The organism is Bacillus sp. AFS001701, assembly GCF_002559405.1.
Lineage (GTDB): Bacteria > Bacillota > Bacilli > Bacillales > Bacillaceae_G > Gottfriedia.
In genome coordinates, this window is sequence record NZ_NTZO01000798.1 from 1 (window position 1) to 222 (window position 222).

Sequence of the window (222 nt, forward strand, 5' to 3'; positions counted from 1 at the left end):
ACGGCGTCGAGTTCGACAACGGCATCAACGCCGAGGTCACCGCGACCGACCACGGCGCGATCTACCGCTTCGAGTTCACCGGCGATGCCAGCTCCGTGCTGATCGACCAGCTCGTGAACAGCTCGAAGCTCACGATCTCCGGCGACACCGTGAGCGGATGGGTCGACGGCGGTTCCGGCTGGCCAGGGCGCACCCGCATGTTCGTCTACGGCACGTTCGACC

The 222-nt window shown here is 66.2% G+C and carries 1 protein-coding gene; it reads left to right on the forward strand.

The features are described from left to right. Positions 1-222 (forward strand): hypothetical protein (locus CN514_RS26140; RefSeq protein ID WP_176526097.1); only part of this gene is annotated, 222 nt, incomplete at both ends.